27 protein-coding genes are annotated in these 25,188 nt (G+C 74.9%); 14 read left to right on the forward strand and 13 right to left on the reverse strand.

Translation table 11 applies throughout. The features are described from left to right. The first annotated feature begins 20 nt into the window (after positions 1-20). Genes BLT76_RS04160 through BLT76_RS04185 form a run of 6 tightly spaced genes read left to right on the forward strand, consistent with a single transcriptional unit; the run spans position 21 to position 5,601 of the window. Complete coding sequence (locus tag BLT76_RS04160; RefSeq protein ID WP_090851157.1) at positions 21-644, forward strand: M15 family metallopeptidase; 624 nt, start codon at positions 21-23, stop codon at positions 642-644. After that, positions 641-1,789, forward strand: a complete 1,149-nt coding sequence (gene alr, locus BLT76_RS04165; RefSeq protein WP_090851160.1) for an alanine racemase — start codon at positions 641-643, stop codon at positions 1,787-1,789. Before BLT76_RS04160 ends, alr begins: the two co-directional genes overlap by 4 nt. Beyond that, the gene (locus BLT76_RS04170) at positions 1,786-2,697 is read left to right on the forward strand and encodes a D-alanine--D-alanine ligase family protein (protein WP_090851163.1); all 912 of its coding nucleotides are present in this window, start codon (positions 1,786-1,788) and stop codon (positions 2,695-2,697) included. Before alr ends, BLT76_RS04170 begins: the two co-directional genes overlap by 4 nt. Next, the gene (locus BLT76_RS04175; protein ID WP_090851166.1) at positions 2,694-3,674 is read left to right on the forward strand and encodes an acyltransferase family protein; all 981 of its coding nucleotides are present in this window, start codon (positions 2,694-2,696) and stop codon (positions 3,672-3,674) included. The genes BLT76_RS04170 and BLT76_RS04175 overlap by 4 nt, the downstream gene beginning before the upstream one ends. Next, entirely contained in the window at positions 3,671-4,924 is a 1,254-nt protein-coding gene (locus BLT76_RS04180; RefSeq protein WP_090851169.1) for a sensor histidine kinase, read from the forward strand. Before BLT76_RS04175 ends, BLT76_RS04180 begins: the two co-directional genes overlap by 4 nt. After that, positions 4,900-5,601 (forward strand): response regulator, encoded by a 702-nt coding sequence (locus tag BLT76_RS04185; protein WP_244509249.1) that lies wholly within the window; start codon positions 4,900-4,902, stop codon positions 5,599-5,601. The genes BLT76_RS04180 and BLT76_RS04185 overlap by 25 nt, the downstream gene beginning before the upstream one ends. Here the strand turns inward: BLT76_RS04185 and BLT76_RS04190 are convergent. Genes BLT76_RS04190 through BLT76_RS04205 form a run of 4 tightly spaced genes read right to left on the reverse strand, consistent with a single transcriptional unit; the run spans position 5,598 to position 9,560 of the window. Continuing rightward, a complete protein-coding gene (locus tag BLT76_RS04190) occupies positions 5,598-6,827 on the reverse strand; it encodes an MFS transporter (protein ID WP_211752715.1) in 1,230 nt (409 codons plus the stop codon). The genes BLT76_RS04185 and BLT76_RS04190 overlap by 4 nt on opposite strands. Continuing rightward, positions 6,824-7,576 (reverse strand): DeoR/GlpR family DNA-binding transcription regulator, encoded by a 753-nt coding sequence (locus BLT76_RS04195; RefSeq protein WP_090851173.1) that lies wholly within the window; start codon positions 7,574-7,576, stop codon positions 6,824-6,826. The genes BLT76_RS04190 and BLT76_RS04195 overlap by 4 nt, the downstream gene beginning before the upstream one ends. Positions 7,577-7,627: 51 nt before the next feature. Further along, positions 7,628-8,203, reverse strand: coding sequence for a sugar O-acetyltransferase (locus tag BLT76_RS04200; RefSeq protein ID WP_090851176.1), 576 nt, complete (start codon positions 8,201-8,203; stop codon positions 7,628-7,630). Between the two features lie 28 nt (positions 8,204-8,231). Then, the gene (locus BLT76_RS04205; RefSeq protein WP_244509250.1) at positions 8,232-9,560 is read right to left on the reverse strand and encodes a GH1 family beta-glucosidase; all 1,329 of its coding nucleotides are present in this window, start codon (positions 9,558-9,560) and stop codon (positions 8,232-8,234) included. Between the two features lie 48 nt (positions 9,561-9,608). Here BLT76_RS04205 and BLT76_RS04210 point away from each other — a divergent pair, with 48 nt between their 5' ends. Beyond that, positions 9,609-10,298, forward strand: a complete 690-nt coding sequence (locus tag BLT76_RS04210; protein WP_170866931.1) for a pirin family protein — start codon at positions 9,609-9,611, stop codon at positions 10,296-10,298. Between the two features lie 89 nt (positions 10,299-10,387). On the opposite strand, the gene BLT76_RS04215 is transcribed toward BLT76_RS04210, so the two are convergent. Continuing rightward, the gene (locus BLT76_RS04215) at positions 10,388-11,311 is read right to left on the reverse strand and encodes a diacylglycerol kinase family protein (RefSeq protein WP_090851185.1); all 924 of its coding nucleotides are present in this window, start codon (positions 11,309-11,311) and stop codon (positions 10,388-10,390) included. Then, positions 11,311-12,879 (reverse strand): FAD-binding oxidoreductase, encoded by a 1,569-nt coding sequence (locus BLT76_RS04220; protein ID WP_244509251.1) that lies wholly within the window; start codon positions 12,877-12,879, stop codon positions 11,311-11,313. The genes BLT76_RS04215 and BLT76_RS04220 overlap by 1 nt, the downstream gene beginning before the upstream one ends. Positions 12,880-12,896: 17 nt before the next feature. Between BLT76_RS04220 and BLT76_RS04225 the strand changes: the two genes are divergently transcribed. The 6 genes from BLT76_RS04225 (at position 12,897) to BLT76_RS04250 (ending at position 17,981) form a co-directional block, all read left to right on the forward strand. Further along, positions 12,897-13,475 carry a TetR/AcrR family transcriptional regulator gene (locus BLT76_RS04225; RefSeq protein WP_090851191.1) on the forward strand — a complete coding sequence of 193 codons (579 nt, stop codon included), beginning with the start codon at positions 12,897-12,899 and terminating at the stop codon, positions 13,473-13,475. Beyond that, positions 13,472-14,992 carry a glycerol-3-phosphate dehydrogenase/oxidase gene (locus tag BLT76_RS04230; RefSeq protein WP_090851193.1) on the forward strand — a complete coding sequence of 507 codons (1,521 nt, stop codon included), beginning with the start codon at positions 13,472-13,474 and terminating at the stop codon, positions 14,990-14,992. The genes BLT76_RS04225 and BLT76_RS04230 overlap by 4 nt, the downstream gene beginning before the upstream one ends. 62 nt (positions 14,993-15,054) lie before the next feature. Then, positions 15,055-16,059 (forward strand): sigma-70 family RNA polymerase sigma factor, encoded by a 1,005-nt coding sequence (locus BLT76_RS04235; protein WP_090851196.1) that lies wholly within the window; start codon positions 15,055-15,057, stop codon positions 16,057-16,059. Beyond that, complete coding sequence (locus tag BLT76_RS04240; protein WP_090851200.1) at positions 16,056-16,625, forward strand: TIGR03086 family metal-binding protein; 570 nt, start codon at positions 16,056-16,058, stop codon at positions 16,623-16,625. Before BLT76_RS04235 ends, BLT76_RS04240 begins: the two co-directional genes overlap by 4 nt. Positions 16,626-16,699: 74 nt before the next feature. Then, positions 16,700-17,701: a LuxR family transcriptional regulator gene (locus BLT76_RS04245; RefSeq protein WP_139175406.1), complete on the forward strand. Its 1,002-nt coding sequence runs from the start codon at positions 16,700-16,702 to the stop codon at positions 17,699-17,701. Between the two features lie 58 nt (positions 17,702-17,759). Beyond that, positions 17,760-17,981 (forward strand): hypothetical protein, encoded by a 222-nt coding sequence (locus tag BLT76_RS04250; protein ID WP_090851206.1) that lies wholly within the window; start codon positions 17,760-17,762, stop codon positions 17,979-17,981. Here BLT76_RS04250 and BLT76_RS04255 read toward each other — a convergent pair. Genes BLT76_RS04255 through BLT76_RS04265 form a run of 3 tightly spaced genes read right to left on the reverse strand, consistent with a single transcriptional unit; the run spans position 17,978 to position 21,270 of the window. Next, positions 17,978-19,258, reverse strand: coding sequence for an MFS transporter (locus tag BLT76_RS04255; RefSeq protein WP_090851209.1), 1,281 nt, complete (start codon positions 19,256-19,258; stop codon positions 17,978-17,980). The two genes, BLT76_RS04250 and BLT76_RS04255, sit on opposite strands and share 4 nt — an antisense overlap. Continuing rightward, positions 19,255-20,253 carry a zinc-binding dehydrogenase gene (locus BLT76_RS04260; protein WP_090851212.1) on the reverse strand — a complete coding sequence of 333 codons (999 nt, stop codon included), beginning with the start codon at positions 20,251-20,253 and terminating at the stop codon, positions 19,255-19,257. The genes BLT76_RS04255 and BLT76_RS04260 overlap by 4 nt, the downstream gene beginning before the upstream one ends. A 33-nt stretch (positions 20,254-20,286) precedes the next feature. Beyond that, positions 20,287-21,270: a DUF2332 domain-containing protein gene (locus BLT76_RS04265; RefSeq protein WP_090851216.1), complete on the reverse strand. Its 984-nt coding sequence runs from the start codon at positions 21,268-21,270 to the stop codon at positions 20,287-20,289. Between the two features lie 104 nt (positions 21,271-21,374). On the opposite strand from BLT76_RS04265, the gene BLT76_RS04270 reads away from it, so the two are divergent. Further along, positions 21,375-22,271, forward strand: coding sequence for a hypothetical protein (locus BLT76_RS04270; RefSeq protein ID WP_090851220.1), 897 nt, complete (start codon positions 21,375-21,377; stop codon positions 22,269-22,271). A gap of 36 nt (positions 22,272-22,307) precedes the next feature. Here BLT76_RS04270 and BLT76_RS04275 read toward each other — a convergent pair whose 3' ends face one another. The 4 genes from BLT76_RS04275 to BLT76_RS04290 all read right to left on the reverse strand — a co-directional run bounded on the left by BLT76_RS04275 (position 22,308) and on the right by BLT76_RS04290 (position 25,092). Next, positions 22,308-22,652 (reverse strand): hypothetical protein, encoded by a 345-nt coding sequence (locus tag BLT76_RS04275; protein ID WP_139175407.1) that lies wholly within the window; start codon positions 22,650-22,652, stop codon positions 22,308-22,310. After that, positions 22,649-22,924 (reverse strand): hypothetical protein, encoded by a 276-nt coding sequence (locus BLT76_RS04280; protein ID WP_090851226.1) that lies wholly within the window; start codon positions 22,922-22,924, stop codon positions 22,649-22,651. The genes BLT76_RS04275 and BLT76_RS04280 overlap by 4 nt, the downstream gene beginning before the upstream one ends. A 3-nt stretch (positions 22,925-22,927) precedes the next feature. Continuing rightward, on the reverse strand, positions 22,928-23,290 hold the full coding sequence (locus tag BLT76_RS04285; RefSeq protein ID WP_090851229.1) for a helix-turn-helix domain-containing protein: 363 nt from the start codon (positions 23,288-23,290) through the stop codon (positions 22,928-22,930). Between the two features lie 344 nt (positions 23,291-23,634). Continuing rightward, a complete protein-coding gene (locus tag BLT76_RS04290) occupies positions 23,635-25,092 on the reverse strand; it encodes an NAD-dependent succinate-semialdehyde dehydrogenase (protein WP_090851232.1) in 1,458 nt (485 codons plus the stop codon). Between the last annotated feature and the right edge of the window lie 96 nt (positions 25,093-25,188).

Consider the following 25,188-nt stretch of genomic DNA (forward strand, 5'->3'; position numbering starts at 1 on the left):
GGACCGGCGAGCGTGGTCGCATGACGATCCTCCTGTCCGACCCGCGGGTCGCCGCGGTCCCGGTCCACGAGTGCGGCGAGCCGCTCGTCCGCCTCGACGCCGGCTTCGGCCCGGCCCGGGCTCTGGTGCGCGCCGGTCTCGCCGACCGCCTGGTCGCGGCCCGCCACGCGCTCCCCCTCGGCGTCACGCTCCGGGTGGTCGAGGGCCACCGGTCGGTGCGCGACCAGCGGGCCATCATCGAGCGGTACGACGCCGAGGTGCGCGCGGCCCACCCGCAGGCCGACGCCACCGAACGGGCCCGCCTGGTGAGCCGGTTCGTCTCCCCCGTCGACGTCGCGCCGCACGTCGCGGGCGCCGCCGTCGACCTGACCCTGGTCGACGCCTGCGGGGACGAGCTCGACCTCGGCACGGCGATCGACGCGACCCCGGAGCAGTCCGACGGCCGGTGTTTCACGGCCGCGGCCGGCATCGGCGCCGACGCCCGGGCGCACCGCGACCTGATGGCGCGGGTGCTGGGCGGGGCCGGGCTGGTGAACTACCCGACCGAGTGGTGGCACTGGAGCTTCGGCGACCGCTACTGGGCGCTGGTGACCGGCGCCGCGGCGGCGTCGTACGGACCGCTCGACGTGGCAGTCGCGGCATGAGCGCCGTGGCCACGACGACGTACGCCGACCCGCGGGTGAGCGCCCCGCAGCTCGTCGTCGACCCCGCCGCAATCGCGGCCAACACCCGCCTGCTCGCCGCTCGGGCGACCGGCGAGCTGATGGCCGTAGTCAAGGCCGACGGGTTCGGGCACGGTGCTGTCACCGTCGCGCGCACCGCGCTGGCCAACGGCGCCACCGGGCTGGGCGTGACGAGCATCGCCGAGGGCTTCGCCCTGCGTGAGGCCGGGCTGCGGGCGCCGGTGCTGAGCTGGCTGAATCCGGTCGACGCCGACTTCGCCACGGCCGTGGCCGCCGACCTCGACCTGGCCGTCCCGAGCGCCGCGCACCTCGACGCGGTCGTCCGGACGGCGCCCGGCGCGCGCGTCCACCTGCACCTCGACACCGGCCTCGCCCGCGACGGCGCGGAGCCGACGTCGTGGGCCCGCCTGTGCCGCACCGCCCGGCGGGCCGAGCAGGCCGGGCTGCTGACGGTCGTGGGCGTGATGGGCCACCTGGCCTGCGCCGACGAGCCCGGGCACCCGGCGAACGCCACCGGGCGGACCCGGTTCGCCTGGGGCCTGGAGACCGCGCGGGCGACCGGGCTGCGGCCCGTCGTACGGCACCTCGCCGCGACCGCGGCCACCCTCACCGATCCGCGCAGCCACCACACCACGGTGCGGGTGGGCGCCGGCCTGGTCGGCATCGACCCGTCGGGGAGCACCGAGCTGACCTGGGCGATGACCCTGACCGCCCCGGTCGTGTCCGTCCGGCGGGTCCGCGCGGGGACGCCGGTCGGCTACGGCCACAGCTGGACCACGCCGCGCGCGACCACGCTGGCCCTGCTCCCCCTCGGGTACGCCGACGGCCTGCCCCGCGCCGCCTCGGGGCGCGCGGAGGTGCTGCTCCGCGGGCGCCGCTGCCCGGTCGTGGGCCGGGTGTCGATGGACCAGGTGGTCGTCGACGTCGGGGACGAGCCGGTGCTGGCCGGCGAGACCGCGACCGTGCTCGGCCCCGGCACCGCCGGCGAGCCGACCCCCGCCGACTGGGCCGCCTGGTCCGACACCCTCCCCCACGAGGTGGTCACCGGCTTCGGGCCGCGGATCGCCCGTGGCACCGTCGTGTCGTCGCTGCGAGGTGTGCGATGACCCGCGTGGCCGTCATCGGCGGCGGCGCGAGCTGCGAGCACGACGTCTCGCTGGCCTCGGCCGCCGGTGTCGCGGACGCCCTCGAGGAGCGGTACGACGTCGTCCGCCTCACCATCGGCCGGGCCGGCGAGTGGGAGGGGGGCCTCCCCGCCGCCGTGGCGCAGCTGCAGCGCTGCGACGCCGTGGTCCCGGTCGTGCACGGCCCGCTCGGCGAGGACGGCACCCTGGCCGCACTCTGCGAGCTGGCCGGCGTGCCCTACGTCGGCTCCGGGGTCGGCGCCGGCGCGCTGGCGATGGACAAGTGGGCGACCAAGCTGGTGGCGAACGCGGTCGGCGTCGCCACGGCGCCGGGCGTGCTGCTCACGGCGGCCACCGCCGCGGCGTACCGGTTCACGCACCCGGTCGTCGTCAAGCCGGTCGCCGCCGGCTCCAGCCACGGCGTCTCCCTCGTCCGGACCGCCGAGGAGCTCGCGCCGGCGCTGGCCGCCGCGCTCGCGCTCGACGACCGCGTGCTGGTCGAGGAGCTCCTGGTCGGTCGGGAGATCGACGTCGCGGTCCTGCGGACGCGGGACGGGCTCGTGGTCTCGCCCGCCCTCGAGATCGTGGTGGACGGGCTGTTCGACTTCGACGCCAAGTACGGCGGGTCCGCCGACTTCCGGGTCCCGGCCGCCCTCGAGGACCCCGACCGCAAGGCGCTGGAGGACGCCGCCGTCGCGGTGTACGACGCCCTCGGCTGCGCCGGCGTGGCCCGCGTCGACTTCTTCTGGACCGCCGACGGTCCGGTGCTCAACGAGGTCAACACGATGCCGGGCTTCACCGAGCACTCGCAGGTCCCGCGGATGTTCGCCGCCGCCGGCCTCGCCTACGCCGACCTCGTCGACCTGCTGGTCCGGGACGTCCTGGCGTGAGGATCCAGGGCCTGGACCTGCTGAGAGGGATCGCCGTGGGGCTGGTGGTGCTCCGGCACGCCCTCCCCGACCTCGCGCCGGGCGCCGGCGTGGTCGGGGTGGTGATGTTCTTCGCGCTGTCCGGCCACCTGATCACCGGGGTGCTGCTCGGCGAGCTGCAGCGGACCGGGCAGGTCGACCTGCGGCGCTTCTACGTACGCCGGGCCCGCCGGCTGGTGCCGGCCCTGCTGCTCGTGGTGGCTGGGGTGGCGCTGGTGACCCTGCTGCTGGACCCCCTCGGCGACCGGTCGTCGCTGGGCAAGGACGTGCTGGTCGCCCTCACCTGGACCGGCAACCTCCCGCGCCTGACCCCCGACGGCGCGACCTTCCACCTGTGGACGCTGGCCACCGAGGAGCAGTTCTACCTGGTCTGGCCGGCCCTGCTCGCCCTCGCGTTCCGGCGCCGGCTGGTGCTGGTGCTGCTGGTCGCCGCGACCGCCGTCTGCCTGGCGGCCTGCCTGGTGACCGTCCTCTGGCTGCACGCCGAGCCCGACCTGGCCTACGCGCTGCCGACCTCCTGGGCGGTCTGCTTCGTGATCGGCGCGGCGAGCCGGATCCTGTCGCCGCGGCTCGCCGTACCGTCGTGGGCGCTGGGGGCCGCGCTCGCCGGCCTCGCACTCCTGAGCGTGATTCCATTGCGGGGTCATGCGCTCACCTACCTCGTCGCCGGCCCGGCCGTCGCGCTGCTCACCGCCGTGCTGCTCCTCGCCTGGCGCGACTGGACCGACGTGACCGCGCCGACCCTGCGACCGCTGGTCGCCCTCGGCACGATCTCGTACGGCGCCTACCTGTGGAACTACCCGCTGACCCTCTGGCTGCGCCCGCACGGCGAGTACGCCGGCCTGCTCGCCGCGGCCCTGACCGTGCCGCTGGCGCTGCTCAGCTGGCACCTGGTGGAGAAGCGGTTCGCCCCCGCCCGCACCCTGGTCGCCGCGTGAACGCGCAGCAGTGGCAGCGCTGGCTGCCCGACGCCGCGCTCGGGCTCGCCGTCCTGGTCGCCGGGCTGGTGGAGGCCACGGGTCGCGACTACGTCACGACGTACCGCCCCGCCCTGGTGCTCGTCGCGATGGCGATGGCCCTCGCGGTCGGCCTCAGCCGGGCCGCCCCTGCTGCGGCGCTGACGCTCGTCTGGGGCATGGGCGTGCTGCAGGTCGCCGGGAGCGTCGACCTGATGATCGTCGAGCTCGCCATCGCGGTGGTGGCCTTCGGCTGCGCCCGCTGGGGATCGACGGCGACCGTGTGGCTCAGCGCCCTGTCGATCCCGGCCGCCGCCGCCATCACGGTCGTCTACATCGGCCTCTTCGGGCTCGGCGTCCTGGCGGAGAACGCCGGCCTGGAGACGCTGGTCCGGCAGAACTACAGCTACGACGACGCCTGGCAGGTCGCCGCGGCGATCATGGGGATGTCGCTGCTCGGCGTCCCGTGGCTGGCCGGCCTCGCCCTGCGGTACGTCGCCCGCGCGCAGTCCTCGCAGGCCTCCCAGGAGGTGGCCGAGGACGAGGCCGCCCGGGCCGTGCACGACCGCGAGCAGGCCGAGGAGATCGCCCGGCTCCGTGAGCAGCAGACCCGGCTGGCCCGCGACGTGCACGACGTCGTGGGGCACTCGCTGGCGGTGATCCTGGCCCAGGCCGAGTCCGCGCAGTACCTCCCCGACGCCGACACCCAGGCGCTGAAGAGGACGATGGAGACCATCGCGACCTCGGCCCGGGCCTCGCTGCAGGACGTCCGCCAGGTGCTGACCACCACCCAGCAGCCCGCTCCGACCCGGCCGGGCGGGCTGGACAGCCTGATCGAGGGCGTCCGGGCCAGCGGCCACGAGGTCGCCGCGACCGAGGTCGGGCAGGTGCAGCCGCTGCCGCCCGAGCTGCAGACGGTCGCCTACCGGGTCCTGCAGGAGATGCTCACCAACGCCATCAAGCACGGCCGCCGCGACGCGCCGGTCCGGGTCGAGCGGCACTGGCCGGACGGGTCGTGGGAGCACGAGCTGCGCCTCGAGGTCCGCAACGTCAGCCCGGCCCCCGACGAGACCCAGCCGCTGAGCGCCGTCGACGACGGCTCCGGCCAGGGCCTGGAGGGGATGCGCCGCCGCCTCGACTCGATCGGCGGCCGCCTCGACGTACGGCGGCGCGAGGAGCCCGAGGGGCCGACGTTTACGGTGACGGCGTGGATACCGGTGCGACCGACGTGACCGCAGACCCCGAGGGCATCCGGGTGCTGCTCGTCGACGACCAGGAGCTCTTCCGGGCCGGTGTGGCGGTGATCGTCGACGCCCAGGACGGGATGAGCGTCGTCGGCCAGGCCGGCGACGGCCTGGAGGCGGTCAGGCTGGCCGACGAGCTGCAGCCCGACGTGGTGCTGATGGACGTGCGGATGCCCGAGATGGACGGCGTCGAGGCGACCCGGCAGCTGTTCCTGCCCGACCGGGTCTCGCGCCGGTCGAAGCCGCTGCGGGTCGTGGTGCTGACCACGTTCAACCTCGACGACCGCGCCGCCACGGCCATCCGGTACGGCGCCAGCGGGTTCCTGCTCAAGGACACCACCCCGGTGATGCTGCGCGACGCGATCCGCACCGTGCACGCCGGCAACGCCGTGCTCGCCCCGCAGGACCTCTCGACGCTGCTCGACGGGCAGTTCCAGGCGGCGGCGCCGACGCCCGCGTCGTACCTCTCGCTGACGGAGAAGGAGCGCGAGGTGTTCGCCGCCGTCGCCCGCGGGCTCTCCAACACCGAGATCGCCGGGCTGGTCTTCGCCAGCGAGTCGACGGTGAAGACCCACGTGGGCGGGATCCTGCGGAAGCTGGCGCTACGCGACCGGGTCCAGATCGTCGTCTTCGCGCACCAGCACGGGCTGTCAGAGACGCGCTAGCGGATCTGACGTTGGTGGTCGAGCGAGCCGCGCGACTGAGGAACGAAGTCGCGGCCGGCGTGTCGAGACCCGTCGGTCCCTAGCAGCCCCGCCCACCGCACCGCCAGCACGCAGAGCGCGGCGGGCAGGACGAGAGCGAGGGTGAGCGAGGTGCCCGCGGCCAGCCAGCCGATCAGCGCCGGGCCGGCGAGCAGGCCGAGGTAGCCAGCGCCGACGATGCGGGACATGATCACGCCGCCCCCGCCGGCCGACATCGCGCCGGCGGCGCTGAAGATCTGCGGGACCGTCCCGGACAGACCGAGGCCGAAGAGCGCCCAGCCGACCAGGGTCAGCGGCAGCGCGGGCGACAGCACCGCCACCAGCATCCCGGCGCCGGCGACCAGGGAGCCCCAGCGGACGACGGCCACCGCGCCGATCCGGGCGGTCACCCGGTCGGCGACCAGCCGGCCGGCGGTCATCGCGACGGCGAAGGCGGCGTAGGCCAGCGCGGCCAGCGACCCGGCGTCGAGGTGGTCGCGGGCGTGCAGCGCGCTCCAGTCGGCGGCCACGCCCTCGGCCAGCATCAGCACGAAGGCGAGCAGGGCCAGCCCGACGATCCGCCGCGTCTCGGGAGGGACGACCGTCACCGGCGCCACGGCGTCGTCGGCCGCGGCAGCGTCGTACGGCGGCAGCAGGCCGGGCAGCGTGACCGCGGCGACCGCGGCCCCGGCGATCGCCGAGCCGACCAGGTAGGGACCGAGCGGGACGTCCTGGCCGCGCGCGATCGCCCCGACGCCGGCGCCGATCGCCCCGCCGATCGACCAGCAGGCGTGGAACCCGGACATCAGCGGCCGGCCGTGGGCCCGCTCGACCTGGACCGCGTGGGAGTTCATGGCCACGTCGAGCGCGCCGTTGCCGAGCCCGATGGCCAGCACGGCGAGGGCCAGGGTGCCGGCGCCGGTCGCGAGCGACGGCAGCGTGACCGCGACCGCGAGCATCGCCACCGCCGTCATCGTGACGACCCGGCTGCCGAGCCGGTCGACGGCCCAGCCGCCGACCTGCATGGAGACGAAGGAGCCGAGCCCGAGCAGCAGCAGGATGCTGCCGAGGCTGGCGTGGCTCAGCCCGGCCCGGTCCTCGACCTGCGGGATGCTCACCACCCACGAGGCGAGCAGGAAGCCGTTGACGCCGAAGGCCGCGATCACCGCGATCCGGGCGCGGAGGATCCGGGTGTCGGTCGAGGTCATGCCGCCACCACCCGGACGCCGAGCTCGTCGAGTCGACCGGCCTCGTCGGCGGTCAGGACCTGGTCGGTCACCAGCACGTCGAACTCCCCCGGGTCGGCGAACCAGGCGAACGCGGAGCCGCCCCACTTGCTCGCGTCGCAGACCAGCACCCGGCGCTCGGCGGAGCGCATCGCTGCCTGCATGACCGCTGCGTCGCCCAGGTCGAAGGCGGTCGCGCCGCGCAGGTCGAACCCGCAGGGCGAGACGACGGCGGTGTCGACCCGCAGCCCGGCGAGTGCGCGTTCGGTCATCGGCCCGACGAAGGACAGCGACCCGGGGCGCAGGTCGCCACCGGGCACGGTCACGTCGAGACCGTCCCGACCGGCGAGCGCCTCGGCCACGGTCAGCGAGAGCGGGACGACGCGGTGCGGGCCGGTCAGGCTGCGGGCCACCTCGGTGCCGGTGGTCCCGCTGTCGAGGATCACCGCCTCGCCGGGCGCGAGCAGGGCCGCCGCGGCGTGGGCGACCCGGTCGCGGCCGGCCGCGTTGGGGTGCGGCTGCGCGCCCGGGACGACGTCCACGCCGCGCAGCCCGGGTCGCCGGGCGCCGCCGTGCACCCGTCGTACGACGCCGCGCTCGTCGAGCTCGGCCAGGTCGCGCCGGACGGTGGCCTCGGAGGCGCCCACCAGGGCGACCAGCTCGGCCACGGTGGCGCTGCCGGTGGTCAGCACCCGCTCGGTCAGGGCCTGCTGGCGCTCGTCGGTTCGCATGCCGCGAGCCTAGACACCATCTGATCGAACGGTCAAACTATGCACGAACGCTCAGACCGAGCGGATCACCCGCGCCGGGTTGCCGACCGCGATCACGCCCGCCGGCAGGTCCTTGGTCACCACCGACCCGGCCCCCACGACGGTGTCCGCGCCGATGGTGACCCCGGGGCAGACAATCACCCCGCCCCCGAGCCAGACGTTGTCGCCGATGGTGATCGGCTCGGCCGCCTCCCACTTGTCGCGCCGCGGCCCGGGCTCGACCGGGTGGGTCGGCGTCAGCAGCTGGACGTTCGGCCCGATCTGCACGTCGTCACCGATCTCGATCCGCGCCACGTCGAGCGCGACCAGCCCGAAGTTCACGAACGTCCGGGCACCGATGCCGATGTTGCGGCCGTAGTCGACGTACAGCGGCGGGCGGATCTCCGTCTGCTCGCCGATCGCGCCGAGCAGCTCGGCCAGCAGCTCACGGCGCCGCACGCCCTCCCGCGGCCCGGTCGCGTTGACCGCGGCCATCAGGTCGCGGGCGGCGTACGACGCCTCCTCCAGCTCGGGGTCGTCGGCGATGTAGGCGTCGCCCGCCTCCATCCGCTCGCGCATCGTGCGGTGGTCGCGCTCGTAGGCCGTCATGGGCCCGACGCTAGCGACCAGCCCGTGACTAGCCCGTGGACCGCGTCTGCGCGGCGATCGTCTCGGCGTACCACTGGAACGACCGCTTGGGCGTCCGGTCCTGGGTCTCCGGGTCGACGTGCACCAGGCCGTACTTCGAGCGCAGCCCGTCGGCGGACTCGAAGCTGTCGAGGAGCGACCAGTAGTAGTAGCCGCGCACGTCGACGCCGCGCTGGACGGCCTCGGCGACCGCCCGCAGGTAGACGTCGAGATAGTCGATGCGCACCTGGTCGTCGACGACCCCGTCGGGGCCCGGCGGGATCGAGTACGACGCGCCGTTCTCGGTGATGATGATCGGCGGCAGCGCGGCCCGGAAGCGGGCGCGGAAGATGATCAGCCACTCGCGCAGCGAGTCGGGCACGACCGACCAGCCGGCGTCGGTGACCGGGTAGCCCAGCAGCGGCCGCCACTCGAAGGGGAGCAGCGCGTCCTCGCGGGTCGCGCCGACCCGCTGCGGGCTGTAGTAGTTGAGGCCGTAGAAGTCGAGCGGCTGGCGGATGGTGACCAGGTCGCCGGGCTCGATGAACTCCTCCATCATCGGCGCCAGGTCGACGGGGTAGCGGCCGAGCAGCATCGACTCCAGGAACACGCCGTTCCAGATCGCGTCGAAGAGCTTGGACGCACCGACGTCGGCGGGGTCGTCGCTGGCCGGCCAGATCGAGGCGTGGTTGTTGGCGCAGCCGACGCTGGTCGCCCCCGCGCCCCGCAGCGCGATCGCCGCGCGGCCGTGGGCCACCAGCAGGTGGTGGGCGACGACCAGGGAGTCGAAGAGCATCTCGCGGCCCGGCGCCTGCTGGCCGAGTCCGTAGCCGAGGTAGGCCGCGTTCGCCGGCTCGCTGACCGGCACCCAGTGCTCGACCCGGTCGGCGTACCGCTCGCCCATGGCCGCGGCGTACTCGGCGAAGCGCTCGATGGTGGCCCGGTTGAGCCAGCCGCCGTCGTCCTCCAGCGCCTGCGGGAGGTCGTAGTGGTAGAGCGTCACCATCGGCTGGATGCCGGCCTCGTTGAGGGCGTCGAGGAGCCGGTCGTAGTAGTCGAGACCCGCCTGGTTCCACGCGCCCGAGCCGGTCGGCTGGACCCGCGACCAGGAGATCGAGAGCCGGTGCCCGGTGACCCCGAGCCGCTTCAGCAGGTCGACGTCCTCGGCCCAGCGGTGGTAGCTGTCGGCGGCCACCGCGCACGTCGTGCCGTCGGCGACCTTGCCGGGCTGCTGCGCGAAGGTGTCCCAGATGCTCGGGCCCCGCCCGTCGGCGTCCGCCCCGCCCTCGACGGCGAACGCCGCCGAGCTGGTCCCGAACCGGAACCCTGGAGGGAGCACCGGGAACGTTCGACTTTCGGACTCTTCCCCCATGACACCATCATGGACGTGACGGTCGAGATCCGCCGGGCTTCCGCTCGTTTTACCGAACGTGCGTCAGGCCGGGCCACCCAGCACTCCTTCTCCTTCGGCAACCATCACGACCCGGAACGCCTGCGTTTCGGGCCGATGGTCTGCCACGACGACCACCTGCTGACGGCCGGTGAGGGCTTCGACACACATCGCCACTCGGGCGTGGCGATCGTGTCCTGGGTGGTCAGCGGCGGGCTCGCCCACACCGGCGTCGGCGACCCCCTGGTCGTGGCGCCCGGACAGGTCGCGGTCCTCCAGACCGGCGACGGCGTCGACCACCCCGCGGTCGAGCACAGCGAGGTGGCCGCCGAGCCGCGGACCCGGTTCGTGCAGGTCTGGCTGGCGACCGACGAGCCCCCCGCGCCGTCGTACGACGTGTCGACGCCGGTGCTCCTGCCCGGCGCCCTGACCGAGGTCGCGGCCCCGCTGCCCGGCGCCCGGTTCTCGGTCGCCCGGCTCGGGATCGGCGACACCGTCGAGCTGCCCGCCGCCGGCCGCGTCCACGCGTACGTCGCCACCGGCGCGCTGACCCGGTCGTCGCTGGCCGAGCCGCTCGTCGCCGGCGACGCGTTCGAGATGGTCGACCACCCCGCGGTCTCCGTCACCGCTGCGGTCCCCACCGACCTGCTGGTCTGGGCCTTCGGAACACCCTCGCCGGTCGAGTAGACCGCGAGGAACGAGCGGACGTATCGAGACCCACCGACGGGTCTCGATACGCTCGCTGGCGCTCGCTACTCGACCGACGACACCGCTTGCTACCCGACCGACGAGACCGGCCGGACGACGGTCAGGGCGGCGGGCAGCAGCTCGACCACGGCCGCCGGGTCGGCGAGGGTCGGCAGGTCGCCGAGCGGCTCGCCGTCCGCGCCGACGGGGATGCCGCCGCGAGCGGTGCCGTGCAGCTCGACCCGGCGTCCGGTGAGCACCGTGACCTCGTCGAGCGCGACGTGGCCGCCGTCGTAGACCTTCGGCAGGGAGCGGACCAGCTCCAGCCGGGAGGCGGCCTCGATGACGACCACGTCGAGCAGGCCGTCGTCGACGGCCGCGGCGGGCGCGATCTTCATGCCCTTGCCGTAGTACGCCGAGTTCGCGACCACGACCGTGGCCGCGGAGAAGGCGTGGGTGGCGCCGTCGACGGTCACCGAGAACCGCCCGGGCTGGTAGGTGGCCAGGGAGCGTACGGCGGCCCAGGGGTACTGCAGCTGCTTCGGCGTCCACCGCATCCGGTGCACGAGCGCGGCGGCGCGGGCGTCGACGCCGGCGTAGACGGAGCCGGCGACGACGCGGGTCGTCGTACCGGGGAGGGTCCAGCCGAGCAGGTCCACCGGCGAGGCCGGGCCGTGCAGCAGCAGGTCCGCGACGTCGGGCGAGGCGGTCGGCAGGCCGAGCATCCGCGCGAAGTCGTTGCCCCGGCCGGCGGGGAGCACGGCGAGGGTGCCGCCGGCGGCCGCGACCTGGCCGGCGAGGTGCGAGAGCATCCCGTCGCCGCCGACCGAGACGACCACGTCGCCGCGACCGACCGCCTCGGTGACCAGCTCGCCCATGGCCAGCGGCCCGGGCGAGTAGGTCACGTCGACCGTCGCTCCCGCGTCGCGCAGCAGCCGCGCGACGGGCACGACGGCCGCGGGCGCCGCCCCGCCCCCGGAGGCCGGGTTGACCAGGAACGTGAAGGAGCGCATCAGTCCACCAGCACCCCGGGGTTGAGGATGCCCGTCGGGTCGAGGTCGGCCTTGACCGCGCGCAGCACCGAGACGCCCAGCGCCCCGATCTCGGCGGCCAGCCACGGCTTGTGGTCGGTCCCGACGGCGTGGTGGTGGGTGATCGTGGCGCCGGTCGCGACCATCGCGTCGCTGGCGGCCGCCTTCGCCGCCGCCCACTGGGCCAGCGGGTCGTCGGCCTCCTGGGCGGCGACGGTGAAGTAGAGCGAGCAGCCGGTCTCGTAGACGTGCGAGACGTGGCAGAGCACCAGCGTCGAGGTCCCCAGGGACGCCACGAGCGCGGCCTTCACGTCGGCGTAGAGCCGCGGCACGTTCGACCAGAAGGTGGCCGTCTCGAGCGTCTCGACCAGCACCCCGACGTCGAGCAGCGAGTCCCGCAGGTACGGCGCACGGAAGCGCCCCTCGACCCACGCAGGACCCACGCCGGCGTCGGCCGTCAGGCCGCCGAGACCGGTCAGCACGGGCGTGACGGCGTCCCGCCTGGCCGCGACCGCCTCGGGTGTCCCCTCGTAGCCGGTGATCATCAGGCACCCGCCGTCCGACGAGTCGCCGATCGCGTCCGGCCGGGCCAGGTTGATCGAGGTCTCGGCCTCGTCGGAGAGCCGCAGCACGGTCGGCAGCAGCCCCGCCTGAGCGAGGGTCCGCATGGCGTCGCGGCCGGCCTCGAAGGACGGCCAGCGCCAGCCCTCGTAGACCTTCTCGGTGGGCAGCCGGCGGACCCGGACGGTGACCGCGGTGATCACGCCGAAGGCGCCCTCCGAGCCGAGGAGCAACTGGCGCAGGTCGGGGCCGGCGGCGTTGGCCGGGGAGCTGCCGAGGGCGAGCTCGCCGCGCGGGGTGGCGGCGCGCAGCCCGACGACCAGCGCGTCGAAGCGGCCGTAGCCGGCGCTGGACTGGCCCGAGGAGCGGGTCGCGGCGAAGCCCCCGATCGAGGCGTGCTCGAACGACTGCGGGTAGTGGCCGAGCGTCAGCCCCTCCGCCGCGAGCAGCGCCTCGGCCTCGGGCCCGCGCAGCCCCGGCTCGAGGGTGGCGGTCATCGAGGTGTGGTCGACGGCCAGCAGCCGCTTCATCCGGACCAGGTCGAGCGAGACGACGCCGGCGTACCCCGCGCGCCGGGCGACCAGGCCGCCGGTCACCGACGTACCGCCGCCGAAGGGGACGACGGCGAGGTGGTGCTCGACGGCGAAGGCCAACACCGCGGCGACCTCGTCGTGGCCGTTCGGGCGGACCACCACGTCGGGGGCGTCGGACAGGTCGCCGGCCCGCTGCCGGAGCAGGTCGGGGGTCGACTTGCCGCGGGTGCGCAGCCGTCGTAGGGCGTCGTCGGTGAGCACGTGCTCGGCCCCCAGCAGGTCCTCGAGCCCGGCGAGCAGGGCGGGCGCCAGCCCCGACACCGGTACGACGACCTCCGCCACGGCCGGGCGGTCCGTGAGGCCGAAGACCAGCTCCACCAGCCCGCGGGCGGAGTCGGGCAGCGGGGCGGCCTGGGCCGGGTCGCCCCAGCGGGAGGGGTGCATCTCAACCGTCATGCGTTACAATGTGACACATGACGTCACTTCGTCACAACCCCGAGTCGGCCGCCAGCCCCCGCGACGGCTACCTGGACGCCGCCCGGGCCTGCATCCTCGACGTCGGCTGGCGCCGCACCACCCTCACCGAGGTCGCGCGCCGGGCCGGGGTGTCGCGGATGACGATCTACCGCACCTGGTCGGACATGCCGCAGCTGCTGGGCGACCTGATGACCCGCGAGTGGACCGGGATCGTGGCCGGCACGACGGGGACCGAGGGGCTGGTCGAGCGGATGGTCGCCACCATCCGCGCGCTGCGCGAGAACGAGCTGTTCGTCCGGATCGTCGAGCTCGACCCCGAGCTGGTCCTGCCCTACCTGCTCTCGCGCCGCGGCCGCTCGCAGGACCTGATCCTGGCCATCGCCGAGGAGGCGATCACCGCCCTGCAGGCCACCGGCGACGTCCGGGCCGGCAACCCCACCGCGATCGCCCGCGCGCTGGTCCTCGCCGCTCACGGGTTCGTGCTCTCGGCCCACACGATGGTCGACGACGGGGTCGGGATGCGCGACCTCGACGGCGAGCTCGAGCTCGCCCTGACCCGGATCCTGCAGCCGTGATCACCCCCGGCCTCCAGGGAGCCCCCGACCAGGTCGACCTGGTCGTCGTCGGCCTCGGGGTCACCGGCGCCGGGGTCGCGCTCGACGCGGTCACCCGCGGCCTGAGCGTGCTCGCGGTCGACGCCCACGACCTGGCCTTCGGCACCTCCCGCTGGTCGTCCAAGCTGGTGCACGGCGGGCTGCGCTACCTGGCCAACGGCCAGGTCGCCGTGGCCCACGAGAGCGCGGTCGAGCGCGGCGTCCTGATGGAGGTCACCGCCCCCCACCTCACCCGCCCGATGCCGTACGTCGTGCCCTTCGACTCCAGCGTGGGCCGGCTGATGGCCGGCGTGACCCGGGCCGGCATGTGGGCCGGCGACGCCCTGCGCCGCGGCGCCCGCACCGACCTCGAGACGCTGCCCCGACCCCGCCGGCTGACCGCCACCGAGACCCTGCAGATGGCCCCGGCCCTGCGCCGGGCCGGGCTGCGCGGCTCGATGATGGCCTGGGACGGCCAGCTCGAGGACGACGCCCGGCTGGTCACCACGATCGCGCGGACCGCGGCGTCGTACGGCGCCCACGTCCGCACCCGGGCCCGCGTGCTGAGCGCGACCGGCACCCGGGTCGAGCTGCGTGACAAGCTGACCGGCGCGACCCGCACGGTCACCGCCCGGGCCGTGGTCAACGCGACCGGCGTGTGGGCCGACACCCTGGCCGCCGAGGTCACCCTGCGGCCCAGCCGCGGCACCCACCTGGTGCTCCGCGGCGACGCGGTCCCCGGCCTGCGCGCGGCGGTCTTCTGCCCGGTGCCGGGGGCCACGAACCGGTTCGTGATGGTCCTGCCCCAACCCGACGGCACCCTCTACGTCGGCCTCACCGACGAGCCCGTCGACGGCGAGGTGCCCGACGTCCCGGAGCCGACCGAGCCCGAGATCGGCTTCCTCCTCGACGTCGTCTCCGCCGCGTTCGCCCGGCCGCTGCACCGCGCCGACGTCGTCGGGGCGTACGCCGGGCTGCGGCCGCTCCTGCACGCCGAGGACGGCTCGACCGCCGACCTGTCCCGCCGGCACGCGGTGCTCACCGGGGCGTCCGGCCTGCTCACCGTCGTGGGCGGCAAGCTGACGACGTACCGCCGGATGGCCGAGGACGCCGTCGACGCCGCCGTCGCCCAGGCCGGTCTCGACGCCGAGCCCTGCCGGACCGCCCGGCTCCCGCTGCTCGGCGCCGCCCCGCGGCGGGTCCTGGCCGAGCTGGAGGAGCCGGTCCGGCTGGTCCGGCGCTACGGCACCGACGCCGCCCTGGTCCTCGCCAGCGCCCGCGAGGTCAGCGGGCTGGGCGACGAGGAGCTGCTCGCCCCGGTCGCCGACGGGGTGCCGGTGACGCTGGCCGAGCTGCTCTTCGGCGTGACCCACGAGGGGGCGGCCGACGTGGGCGACCTGCTCGACCGGCGCACGCGGGTCGGCCTGGTGGCGGCCGACCGGGCGCTCGCCGTACCCGCCGCGGAGCGGGCGCTGGAGATCTGCGCCGCGCACCGATGACTTTCGGGGTCGACCGCTGTCGGTAGGTGGAGGCAGACTGGACAACCGGAGGATGAGGTGCGATGACCACGATCAGCGAGCTCGACGACTTCCCCACGCTCACCGAGCGCTACCAGCGCGAGCTGCTGGCCCACTGCTACCGGATGAGCGGGTCGGTGCACGAGGCCGAGGACCTGGTCCAGGAGACGTTCCTGCGCGCCTGGAAGGCCTCGGCCGACTTCCAGGGTCGCTCGTCGGTCCGCACCTGGCTCTACCGGATCGCCACCAACGTCTGTCTGACCAACCTCGAGGGCCGCCCGCGCCGGCCCCTCCCGACCGGGCTCGGCACCCCCGACGCCGTCGCCGGCGACGCGCTCGAGGCCAACAACGAGATCGCCTGGCTGGAGCCGGTGCCCGACGCCGCCGTCGTGGTCGCCGAGCGCGACTCGATCCGGCTCGCCTTCGTCGCCGCCCTCCAGCATCTCCCGGCCCGCCAGCGCGCGGTGCTGATCCTGCGCGACGTGCTGCGCTGGAGCGCCGCCGAGACCGCCGAGGCCCTCGACACCACCACCGCCGCGGTCAACTCCGCCCTCCAGCGCGCGCACGCGCAGTTCAAGGAGCGCGGGCTGACCGAGGAGAGCGTCGAGCAGGACCTCAGCCCCGAGCAGCTGCGGCTGCTGGACCGCTACGTCGAGGCGTTCTGGCGCAAGGACATCGACCAGATCGTCAGCCTGCTGACCGCCGAGGCGGTCTGGGAGATGCCGCCGTTCACCGGCTGGTACGTCGGCGCCGCGACCATCGGCGAGCTGATCGCCACCGCCTGCCCGGGCGGCAGCTACGACATGCCGATGATCGCGACCTACGCGAACGGCCAACCGGCCTTCGGCCTCTACATGCGCACCCCGGACGGCCACTTCGTGCCCTTCCAGCTCCAGGTGCTCGAGCTGGACGGCGACCGGGTCCGGCACGTGCACGCGTTCTTCGACAGCTCGCTGTTCGCCAAGTGCGGGCTGCCGCTGGACCTGCCAGCCGACTACGAGCCCGCCCAGCTGCCCGTGGGTGCCAGCCGGGGTCCGGCTCCGCAGTGACCCCGCGGCTCGACGACGCCGTCGAGCTGCTGGACCGCTCGCTGGCCTACGCCAGCGCCACGCTGACCGGCGTCTCCACGGTCGACCTGGACCGCCCGACGCCGTGCCAGCGGTGGTCCCTCGGCTCGCTGCTCGCCCACATGGACGACTCGCTCGACGCCTTCCTCGAGGCCGCCGACGGCGTCGTCGCGGTGACCCCGCCCGCCCCCGCCCCGGACCGGGTCGGGACGCTGCGCGAGAAGGCCTGCGCCCTGCTGGGCGCCTGGGTCGGGCCCCGGCCCGGCGAGGTCCTGGTCGGCGACGCCGCCGTGGCCAGCGGGGTCCTGGTCACCGCCGCCGCCCTCGAGATCACCGTGCACGGCTGGGACGTCGCCGAGGCCACCGGCTCGCCCCGCCGGGTGCCCGCCGAGCTGGCCGCGGGCCTCCTCGACGCGGCCGGCGCGCTGGTCGACGCCCGCGACCGCGGGGTCCGCTTCGGGCCCGCCCGCGCGGTCCCCGGCGACGCACCCCCCGACGTACGGCTGCTCGCGTTCCTGGGTCGCCGGGGCGTCGTGAATGTGACGTAGCACCTGACTGGTCCACCTGGTCGGATCCGGCCGTTCCGGCCCGAGCGGCGCTCGGCATTCCTAGGCTCATGCCCATGCGCTCGCCCGAGGTGCCTGACGAGGCTGGTCTCGCCGGGGCCCTGGGCACGGCACTCGTCCACGTGCGGGCCGGCCGGATCCAGGAGGGTCTGGCGTCGCTGACCGTCCTGCGGGAGCACCCGGACGCCTCCGCGGACCCGATCGCCGCCAGCCTGATCGCCGCCAGCCTCATCGACTGCCGGCTCGCCCGCGGCGACCTGGCCGAGGCCATGGGCGTCGGGGTGTCGCTGGAGCCGCTGCTGGACCGCGCCGGTCCGGCCGGTGCGGTCGCCCACCACGCCCGCGGCGAGCTGGCGACCGCCCTCGGCGAGGCCGAGACCGCCGTCGAGCACTTCTTCGCGGCCGGCGAGCGGCTGGCCGAGACCGAGCAGCTGGCCGATCCCGCGCTGGTGCCCTGGCGCGCGAGTGCGGCCGTCGCCCTGGTCCGGGTCGGCCGGCACCGCGAGGCGGTCGGGCTGGCCGAGGAGTGGCGCGGGGTCGTCGCGGCCTCCGGGTCGCCGTACGCCCACGCCCACGGGCTGCGCACCCTCGCCACCGTCGGAGTCGGCGGCGACCGGATCGTGCTGCTGCGCGAGGCCCGGGCCACCCTGACCGAGGTCGTGGCCGAGCGGCTCGCCGCCCAGATCGACACCGACCTCGCGGGCCTGCTCCTGCTGGACCCCGAGCGGGCCGGCGAGGACGAGGCACGCCAGCTCCTCCGCTCCGCCGAGGAGTACGCCGGCCGCCAGGAGCTCTGGCCGCTCCAGGGTCGGGTACGACGCCTGCTCGACCGGCTGGGCGAGCAGCCCCGCCGGGTCCGGTCCGAGGCGATGGCCACCCTCACCGCGGCCGAGCGCCGGGTGGCCCTGCTGGCCGCCGACGGGCTGACCAACCGGCAGATCGCCGAGGAGCTGGTGGTGACCGTCAAGGCGGTCGAGTGGCACCTCTCGCACATCTACCGCAAGCTCGGGATCCCCTCCCGCTCGCGCCTCGCCGAGACGCTCGGCACCCCCGTCTGAGCCGACCGATCCGACGGTAAAGCACCACCATCGGGCTCGGGGGCGCATACTCGAGGTGATGACCACCTCTCCCGGGGCGAAGCGCAGACACCTCGCCAGCAGTCCGTTCAAGCCCGATCCCGAGCCTGTGATCGAGGAGTTCACGGTCGGTGACCGCGTCTCCCACGACTCCTACGGCCTCGGTCGGGTCACCGCCGTGCACGCGAGCGGGGTGACGGTCGACTTCGGTGACCAGACCCTGCACATCCGCAGCCCGTTCACCGGGATGTCCCCGCTCTAAGCGGCCTCGTCGCGCAGCGGGTGCGCGATCTCGTCGGCCGGCAACCGGGCGGCGACGGTCGCGACCACCGCGGCGACCCCGGGCACCAGCCCGGCGATCAGGAACGTCGTGCGCAGCCCGAGCAGCTCGCTGACCGGTCCGGCGAGGGCCATCGAGACCGGCATCAGGCTCACCGAGACGAAGAAGTCGAGCGAGGCGACCCGGCCCAGCAGGTGCGGCGGGACGCGGCGCTGCAGCAGCGTCCCCCAGATCACCATCGGGAACGCGAACATCGCCCCCAGGACGAAGGCCGCGACGACGACCACCCAGATCTCGGTCGCCAGCCCGATCACCACGAGCGGCAGGCAGCCGACGCCCCAGCCGACGTTCATCACCGTGAGGTAGCGCCGCGGCATCCGCAGCGAGGCCATGGTCAGCGAGCCCACCGCGCCGCCGATGCCGAAGGCGGCCAGGACCAGCGCGTGGTCGCCCGGACCGCCGCCCAGCTTGTCCTTGACCAGGAACGGCACCAGCACCTCGAGCGGGCCCATCATCGCCAGCACCATCAGCGAGGCGAAGAGCAGCGTGGCGAGCAGCCACGGCGTCCGCACCAGGTAGCCGAAGCCCTCGCGCAGGTCGCCCAGGACCGACCCGTGGGGGCCCTCCTCACGCCGGACCGGCGTCAGGGGCACGAGCGTCAGGGCGACGATCGCCGCCAGGCACGCGGCCGCGGCCACCCCGAGGGCCGCCCCGGACGACGCCACGCCGACGACCACCCCGGCCACGCCGGGTCCGACCGCCTGGCCCACCGTGGGCCGGACCATCCCCTCGAAGCCGTTGACCGCCAGCAGGTCGCGCTCCTCGACCAGCGCGGGCAGCCAGGCGGAGTACGCCGGGTAGTAGAAGGCCATCGCCGCGCCGATCACGAACGACACCGCCGCGAGGTGCCAGACCCGGGTCAGGTCGGCCGTCGACAGGGCCGCCACCAGTGCCATGCCGGCCAGCTCGACGGCGGCCACGCCCAGCAGGACCAGCTTCTGCGGGACCCGGTCGGCGACCACGCCGCCCAGCAGCGCGGGGAGCAGCACGCCGACGGCGCCGGCGGTCGAGACGAGCGACAGCTGGCCCGGGCCGCCGCCGATCCGGATCACCTCCCAGACCAGCCCGACGACCCAGACCCCGGACGCGAAGGTCGACAGCACCAGCGCGAGCGCCAGCCGCCGGTAGCCGGGGCTCCGGAACGGCGTCAGCGCGCGCGGCAGGCTCCGCTCGGGCGCGTCGGTCAACTGCTCGGTCATGTCGGGGCAGACCCTGCCACGCCCGGACTCTCATCGGTCACCAGGACGACCTTCCCCAGGGCCCGGCGGCCCTCGAGGTCGGCGTGGGCGCGCGCCGCGTCCGCGAGCGGGTACGTCGACACCCGCGGCCGCCAGTCGCCCGCCGCGACCCGGTCCAGGGCCCGGGCGGCCAGCCCGGGGATCCCGCCCGGCAGCGCGGCCATCCGCGGGCCGAGGCTCCAGCCGACCGTCAGCCCGCGGGCGACCACGTCGCCGGAGTCGAACCGGGTCGGGGCGCCCGCGCTGAACCCGAACATCACCTGGCGACCGCCCGGGGCGAGCAGCTCCAGGGCCGCGCGGCCGACCTCGCCGCCGACGCCGTCGTACACGAGGGTGACGGGGGCCAGGGCCTCGCTCCAGCCCGGCTCGGTGTAGTCGGCCACGGCGTCCGGCTCGAGGGCGGCGAGGGCCGCGACCCGGTCCGGGCCGCCGGCGGCGGCGACCACCCGGGCGCCCGCCGTACGGGCCGACTGCGCGAGCAGCCAGCCCAGGCCGCCCGCGGCGGAGAGCACCAGCACGGTGTCGCCGGCGCGCGGCGGCTCCAGCTCGACGACGCCGAGCGCGGTCCGACCGGTGCCCACCGCCGCGACCGCGTCGGGGAACGGGACGTGGTCCGGTACGGCGAGCAGCGAGCCGACCGCGGTGACCGCCTGCTCGGCGTACCCGCCCGGGACCATGCCGAGGTGGGCGACCACCCGGCGACCCAACCAGGCCCCGTCGACGCCGGCGCCGACCCGGTCGACGACCCCCGCGACCTCGCGGCCGGGGACGGTCGGCAGGTCGGGCGGCGGCATCGGCCCGCCGCTCTCGCCGCGACGCAGCGAGGTGTCGAGCAGGTGCACCCCGGCGGCCGCGACGGCGACCCGGACCTCGCCCGGGGCGGGCTCGAGGTCCGGGATCTCGTCGAGGACGAGGTGGTCGGGCGGGCCGAAGGCGTGGAGCCGGATCGCGTGCATGAGCCGATCAGACAACCTCAAGTTAAGTTGAGGTCAAGCGAGCCAGCGCATCGAGCGGCCGTGCCCGTGCGTCCAGGCCACCGCCCGCCCGTCCACGCCGAGCACGAACGTCGCCCGCTCCTCGGGCACCGGCGGCCCGGTCGCGGTCACCCGGGGCAGTACCCGCTTGCCCTCGTTGCTCACCCAGCGGCAGGCGCCGTCGGCCACCAGGCCGGTCATCAGGTCGTGGAAGCGCTCGCGGTCCGGGTCGGTCAGGTAGGCGATCACCGCCGTGTGGAAGACCACCACCGGCCCGTACGACGACGCCTCCGCCACCAGCGCCGGCAGCTCCTCCAGCAGGTCGCCGGTGCGCAGGTCCGGCGGGTCGGCGCGGGCCACCTCGATCGCCTGCTGCAGCTGGGCGCGGCGGGCGTCCTGCTCGGGCCAGACCAGCGTGGTCAGCCAGGCCATCGCGTCGGCGTCGGCGACGTCCAGCGGATGGAGGTCGACGCCGCCGCGCCAGGCGACCCGCGGCGGCTCGGCGGGCAGCGGCGCCGGCCCGCGCACCCGGCAGCGCAACGCCAGCCCGGTCCCGGCCGTGACGGTCCCGTCCTCGGTCTCCCAGGCGTAGGACCACCGGTCCGGGTAGAGCACCAGCCCCGCGCTCGGCCCGACCTCCAGCAGCGCGACCGGCTCGACGATCCCCAGGGTCGCGATCGCCGGGACCAGGGTGGCCAGCCGGCCCACCTCGTTGGTCTGGGTACGGCGCTCGAGGATCGTCGCGCGGATCCGGCCGTCGTCGCCGAGCAGGGCGTCGCGCAGGGCGTCGTACGGGCCGGGGGCGGGGACGCCGTGCCAGCGGGCGGCGGCGAAGACCAGGTTGGGCTGGGCCTTGCCGGGCGGCAGCGTGCCCAGCCACGCGAGCACGTCCGCGTCGTCCGCGACAGCAGCCGCCCAGGTCCCGAAGCAGGCCGAGTCGGCGGCCGCGTAGCGCCCGAAGTCGGCGTACTGGTCGACCAGCTCTCCGTAGACGTCCACGAGGGCATCATCACGCCTGGACCGATTTGGTCGCGTGCGGGTCGCGGCCGTGTGACCATCTAGGCATGGCCTGGGGGGGCAGGAGCAGGACGACGGCTGCCGTCATGACGGCAGCGGTCCTCCTCGTCGTCGCCACCGGCTGCTCGAGCGAGGCCGACCGGGGTGCGGGCATCCGCAACGATCTCGCGTCCCACGCCGCCGTCGCCGACGTCGAGGTGGACGAGCAGGGCGCCCACCTGGAGATCGGCCTCACTCCCGGGCTCGCCGAGGCCGCCGTCGTCGCGCTGGTCGCCGAGGTCGACCGGGTGACGGCCGAGCAGGGGGAGTCGTCGTACCTGCTGGAGCTCAGGGAGACCGACGCCCCCGACGTCCTGGCCGTCGACGACGCGTTCGCCGCGGACGCGCGGGCGGCCGAGGTCGTCGCGGCCTGGCGGCGCTCGGCCGCTGCCTTCGTCGGCGAGACCCGGGTGACCTACGAGAGCGGCCGTACGACCGTGGAGGTCGCCTCGGGCGGCGGGCTCGCCCACGACGTCACCGAGTCCAGCCGGCTCCCGCTGCCGCCGCAGCCGGTGACCTGGCGCTACACGAGCGGCGTCGGGACCGTCGTCCTGGACGGGAAGGTGTCCGACGGCGACATCGACCTGGTCGAGCGGGTCCAGCGCGGCGTCTCCTCCCCCAGCCTCCCGCTCGCCGCGGCCAGCTGGCGGCTCGAGCGGGGCCGGTCCCAGGTCCGGCTCGACCTCGGGACCGACCTCGGCCCCGTCGCCCCCGCCGACGTCACCCCCGCCGCCTGGGGTGGCCGGATCGCCCCGCTCGCACGCAGTGGTGTCGCGGCCCTCGGCCGCCAGCGCCGCCCGGTCGTGGTCCGGCTGTCGCACCCCGTCGGCGAGCGCGCCGACGTCTTCGCGTGGTGGACCTCCGACCGCCCGCCGGCCGATGGCCGGGACCGGCTCGCCCGGGGCTGGGACGCCTGGCTGGTGGCCCAGTCCCGGGCGACCTGATCGACCGGACCGAGCCCGCGGACTCGGTCCGAGCCCCTAACGGTCGCGTTCTCGTAGGTAGCGCGCGGCACGCTCCTGGGGAGTCTTCCCCGGCGTCTCGGCTGCCTGCCGATCGGCCGTCGGCGCCTGGCTCGGCGCGGCGATCTCGTCGGTGGGGGTGGGCGACGTGCCGGCCTGGAGGAGTCGGTAGAGCTCGGGGAGCGCAACGAGGTCCTTGGGCCTTCCGGCGGCCTCCTTGGACCGGATGACGTCGGCGAGGCTGGCCACGTCGACCACGACGCCGGCGCGCAGGGTGCGGGGCTCGGCGTCGCGGATCAGGTCGTCGTAGCCGGTGGTCCCGTTGGGGACCATCGACACGTCGAGCTCGCCGTACGTCGTCACGACGTTGAGCATCGACCGGGTGGCCAGGTCCTCGCCGGTGACGGCGAACGGCAGGCCCCGTCGACGGCATCGGTGCGGATCTTGGCCCCGAGCTCGCGCATCGCGGCCGCGAGCCGGTCGAGGTTGCCGGCGCTCTGCTCGGGTGTCACGTCGATGTCCAGCGTGGGCCGGGCCGCCCCGTGCACGGTCGCCGCGTACCCGCCGATGACGACGTAGCGGACGCCGTGCTCGTTGAGGACCTCGACGATGGCTGCCGGGTCGAAGACGCTCACGGGTCAGCCGTTGCGGAGGTCGTCGAGGAAGGCGTCCAGGGCCGTCTCGGCGGACTCCTGGCGCGCCGGGTCGGCGGCCGCGCGACGGTCGAGGACCCGGTCGTGGTCGTCGAAGGGCGCGAGGGTCATCCGCAGCTCCAGCCCGGCGCCGGCGAGCAGCTGTCCGAGCAGCACCAGACTCGGCTGGGTCCGGCCGCTCTCGATGCGGGAGATCGTCGACTGCGGCACGTGCGCCCGCTCGGCGAGCTCCACCTGGGTCAGGCCGACCTTCGCTCGGGCGAGCCGGACGAGACTGCCGGCGGACCGCTCGATGTGGGTCGCGGTGGTCGGGCCGGTGAGGTCGGCGAGCGCTGTCGTGTTGGCCATGTCCTCAGTATGCGCGATCAGCGATATGGCGGCTCCAGGTTGGCCGCCCGTCGGCCGGTGAGCTGTCCACCATCTGCCGCGAGGTTTCGGTGGGGTGCTCACCGCCGATGCGGCGCGTCCGCCCCGACACGCGGCACGGCGGTGAACCCCCCACCGATCCGGCGCGTCGGGAGGTGGACCCTGCACCGCCGTCATCAGTCGGTGAACCGTCGCGATCGAGCCCGTCGACCGCGATCACGCACCTGTCCGCGGCGCGGTCGATTGAAGGTCCCTCACGATCTGGCACCCAGGAGGTGTCCGAACGTGCCAGATCGTGACGGACTCTCCCCGGCGTTGACGTCGGGTCAGCCGGCCGGCAGGGCGACGTACGTCGTCTCGAGGTACTCCTCGATGCCCTCGAAGCCGCCCTCGCGCCCGAAGCCGCTGGCCTTCACGCCGCCGAACGGGGCCGCGGGGTTGGAGATCAGGCCGGTGTTGATGCCGACCATGCCGTAGTCGAGCGACTCGGCCAGCCGGATGGTGCGGGACAGGTCGCGGGTGTAGGCGTACGACGCCAGCCCGTACTCGGTGTCGTTGGCCCGCGCGACCGCCTCCTCCTCGGTCTCGAAGGTGGTGATCGGCGCGACCGGGCCGAAGATCTCCTGGACGTTGATCGCGCTGTCGGCAGGGACGTCGAGCAGCACGGTCGGGGTGAAGAAGTAGCCCGGACCGTCGGGGGCGGAGCCCCCGGTGACGACCGTCGCGCCGTCGTGGACGGCGTCGGTGACGAGCTGGCCGACCGACTCGACGGCCTTCTCGTCGATCAGCGGGCCGACGTCGACGCCGTCGTCCTGGCCACGGCCGACCCTCAGGGCCCCCATCCGCGCCCCGAGCTTCTCGGCGAACTCGGCGGCGACCGAGGAGTGCACGAGGAACCGGTTGGCGGCGGTGCAGGCCTCGCCCATGTTGCGCATCTTGGCCACCATCGCGCCGGCGACCGCGGCGTCGACGTCGGCGTCCTCGAAGACCAGGAACGGGGCGTTGCCGCCGAGCTCCATGCTCACCCGCTGCAGCTGGTCGGCGGACTGGCGCACCAGCACCTTCCCGACCGCCGTCGACCCGGTGAAGCTGACCTTGCGCAGCCGGTCGTCGCCCTGCAGCGCCCGGCTGACCTCCGCCGCCCGCGTGGTGGGGACGACGTTCAGCACGCCCGCCGGGAGCCCGGCCTCCTCGAGGACGCCGGCCAGGGCCAGCATCGTCAGCGGCGTCAGCTCGGCCGGCTTGACGACCATCGTGCAGCCGGCCGCGATCGCCGGTCCGATCTTGCGGGTGCCCATCGCCAGCGGGAAGTTCCACGGCGTGATGAACAGGCACGGGCCGACCGGCTTCTTGATGGTCAGCAGCCGGCTGCCGCCCGCCGGCGCCTGCATCCAGCGGCCGTGGATGCGGACCGCCTCCTCGGCGTACCAGCGGAAGAACTCGTTGCCGTAGGCCACCTCGCCCTTCGCCTCGGCGACGGTCTTGCCCATCTCGAGGCTCATCAGCTCGGCGAAGTCGTCGGCGCGGTCGGCGATCAGCCCGAACGCCGTGCGCAGGATCTCCCCGCGCTCGCGGGGCGCCGTACGGGCCCAGTCGGCCTGCGCGGCGACGGCCGCGTCGAGGGCTTCGACGGCGTCGGCGACGGACGCGTCGGCGACGTCGGTGAGCACGCTGCCGTCGGCCGGGTCGAGCACGTCGAAGCGGCGGTCCTCGTCGGCCTCGCGCCACGCGCCGCCGATGAGGAGGCCCCGCTGGTGGGGGCTCAGGAGATCCAATCCAGTCATGGTCCCCAGCCTGTCACCCGGCTGATCACCCGCACCAGTTCCAGGAAATCGATGACAGGTGTGGAGGCCCGTGGAACCATAGAGGAGTCGACTTCG

The organism is Nocardioides lianchengensis, assembly GCF_900101465.1.
Lineage (GTDB): Bacteria > Actinomycetota > Actinomycetes > Propionibacteriales > Nocardioidaceae > Nocardioides > Nocardioides lianchengensis.